This is a genomic window from Acidithiobacillus albertensis (genome assembly GCF_001931655.1).
GTDB lineage: Bacteria > Pseudomonadota > Gammaproteobacteria > Acidithiobacillales > Acidithiobacillaceae > Acidithiobacillus > Acidithiobacillus thiooxidans.
Window position 1 is genome coordinate 1 of the sequence record NZ_MOAD01000004.1, and the last position, 2,379, is coordinate 2,379.

4 protein-coding genes and 1 pseudogene are annotated in these 2,379 nt (G+C 51.7%); all 5 read right to left on the bottom strand.

All coding sequences use genetic code 11. The features are described from left to right. Positions 1-52: 52 nt before the first annotated feature. The gene (locus tag BLW97_RS15020) at positions 53-268 is read right to left on the bottom strand and encodes a hypothetical protein (RefSeq protein ID WP_075323777.1); all 216 of its coding nucleotides are present in this window, start codon (positions 266-268) and stop codon (positions 53-55) included. 97 nt (positions 269-365) lie between these two features. Continuing rightward, positions 366-713 carry a hypothetical protein gene (locus BLW97_RS15025; RefSeq protein ID WP_065973787.1) on the bottom strand — a complete coding sequence of 116 codons (348 nt, stop codon included), beginning with the start codon at positions 711-713 and terminating at the stop codon, positions 366-368. A 10-nt stretch (positions 714-723) separates the two neighbouring features. After that, positions 724-999 carry an HU family DNA-binding protein gene (locus BLW97_RS15030; protein WP_024895315.1) on the bottom strand — a complete coding sequence of 92 codons (276 nt, stop codon included), beginning with the start codon at positions 997-999 and terminating at the stop codon, positions 724-726. A 134-nt stretch (positions 1,000-1,133) separates the two neighbouring features. Further along, positions 1,134-1,442, bottom strand: coding sequence for an HU family DNA-binding protein (locus BLW97_RS15035; RefSeq protein WP_075323778.1), 309 nt, complete (start codon positions 1,440-1,442; stop codon positions 1,134-1,136). A 191-nt stretch (positions 1,443-1,633) separates the two neighbouring features. After that, positions 1,634-2,038 (bottom strand): annotated as a pseudogene (locus BLW97_RS20475) (transposase); the annotation flags it as partial. Positions 2,039-2,379: the final 341 nt, after the last annotated feature.

Genomic DNA, 2,379 nt, shown 5'->3' on the forward strand with positions numbered 1-2,379 from the left:
CGGATTTAAACCGGAGCGAATACCGACAAGCCACGCAGGATGCTGCTGTCGCTCACGGCATGTCCAGATTATCCCATCGATTTTCCCGGATGATACGCACGAGATTGAACAAGGTTCCTCGCAAGAAATCCCTCTGTATGCCCTTTTCGGCCGTTCCATACAAAGTGACCCGGAGGGATTCGCGATCCGGCTCTTGCCGCAATGGGTCCACAGTCTCCAGTAGAGACTCCTGCACGATAGGATACCGCCGGATCTGTAAAGCCGACATCTGCTGACCCGAATGGAGAGTTCTGCATCATTATCAGGCGGAAGGGATCATTCTGGTGTGAGTACCTGGCCAGTATCTGAGGCTTTTGAAAGACGCCTCAAACTCCCCGGGGCCGTCTACCCCGCCTGGGCTGGCCATGTTCTTTCAATAGAGATTCCCCACGCGCCTGCAGAGCCTCCGCATCTTCCTGAAGGGCTTTTTCGATGGCGGCGATAAAGTGTCGAGCGTCCCATTCCGGAGCCAAGGCCTGTGCCGCCCGTATAAAGCGCTTGTCCTGCTCCATTCTGTCCTTACGGGCTGACGGGGATTGCAGCAGTCGTTTTTTCGCGGCCTCAATTCTGGCCAGCGCTGCTTTCTGACGTTCCAGAATCGCTGCCTGTTTTTTCTCCAGATCCGCGATTCGCTGTTCTGGAGTCCGACGCACCCGTTTTTTACTTTCTGTCATGTTCTCTCCTTCAGTGATTTACTTTATCAACAAACTCTTTCCCCGCCTTGAACTTGATACTTTTCTTGGCAGGCACTTCAATTTCTTGCCCCGTAGCCGGGTTCCGCGCTTTACGCGCAGGTTTATCGACGATCTCAACAGAACAAAATCCCGGGAAAGTGATTTTTCCTGCGACCAGCAATTCGGTCTCCAGAGTGTGTCGAAACACCTGATAACATTTTTCTGCGTCCGCTTTGGACATGGCGCCATGCAGGGCCAGTGCGGCGACAAATTCGGATTTATTCATGAGAGACCTCTTTCAAAAATACGCATCTTCGGAATGTAGAGGAATGTCATAAAATGCGCAATGCAGTGTATGGACAGGTGATGCGTGGATAGTGGTCCCCCGAAGAAGTGGTGTCGGTGATCAGTGCCACGCCATCAAAAGCTATGTTTATTCTGATTGACTTTTACGCGCATCGCCCTACCGGGCTTGAAATGCACAGTACGTTTCTCGGGAACATCCACTGATTTTCCCGTCTTTGGATTGCGTCCCGCGCGGGCCGCAATAATGTGCAGGGTAAACGCCCCAAAATCCCGAATCTCAATACGCTCTCCCTCAGCCAAGGCCTGGGCACAATGATCGAGGATCAATCCGACGGCCATAATGACATCCCGTCGTGCCAAGTCGTTATGTCCCTGATCACGTAACTGTTGATAGATATTCTCCATCATTGTTGATTTATTCATAGGCCCTGTCTCTGAGTTTTCTGCTTGGTGTTGAGTAATCTGTTTGGGAATTCAGGGATATTATGCCCTGCCTGTATAAACGCTATCAACTTCAGTTAATCGAAGGCATGAAAAATTACTGCGAGGATCGCTTTCAGGCGAGACTAGTCGTAGCAGTTGATCTCATCTATAAACATGCCTCTTAACCTTTTTCAGCTACCAACCAATCGAACAGGTGCGTGGTCCATACAGGCATTGAGCAGGCGCAATGGCAACTCAGGCTCCCAAAAGCGTCGGTTGAAGCGATAGACGAACTCATCCAGGTATTCCTGCAGATATTTGCCGGTGACTCCATGGTAAGTTCCCAGCAAGAACGCCTTAAGGTTGCCAATAGCGATGTGCCCAGGGCAGCCATTCGTCTACCTGTTCCGGCGGTGTAACACGACCTTCATGGTGTTGGGTTTCGCCAAAAACGCCAGCGCCATGAAGTCATCAGTGCCGGTAGTCTGCCAGGGAGCAAATGACGCTGAACGAACTGACGGATATTCCCAGCGGATATCCAAAAAAGCTTCCATGGCTATGAACCCCGTCTTTCCATCCCGGCGTTCAATAGCTACGTTAAGCCCAGAGGCCATACACTACCCTGAACGATGTGAGTGAACTTCTCAAAATGGCGCATGGACAGGACCCACCGTGTGAATCCGTTCTTGCACGCGACACATTTCCCCACCAGCCCCTCATGATCTCAGGCCGGCCACTTTTTGTGCACTTTTTTCGATAGGTTGGAACCCGGAACTTGCTCAGCCTACCGCAACCGTTTGCTCACCGTAACGACAGAACCATAGTGGATAGTACTAAAAATTTGATGCGCCGCTTTATCCGGCATTTCCACGCAGCCCGCACTTTGCGGCCAGCCGTAGCCTGTGCGCGGGAAATAATGCAGGGCACGGCCCCTGTC

Excerpts from the sequence above, each read along its gene's own strand:
- BLW97_RS15020 (WP_075323777.1), bottom strand. The coding sequence starts at position 268 with ATGTCGGCTTTACAGATCCGGCGGTATCCTATCGTGCAGGAGTCTCTA.
- BLW97_RS15025 (WP_065973787.1), bottom strand. The coding sequence starts at position 713 with ATGACAGAAAGTAAAAAACGGGTGCGTCGGACTCCAGAACAGCGAATC.
- BLW97_RS15030 (WP_024895315.1), bottom strand. The coding sequence starts at position 999 with ATGAATAAATCCGAATTTGTCGCCGCACTGGCCCTGCATGGCGCCATG.
- BLW97_RS15035 (WP_075323778.1), bottom strand. The coding sequence starts at position 1,442 with ATGAATAAATCAACAATGATGGAGAATATCTATCAACAGTTACGTGAT.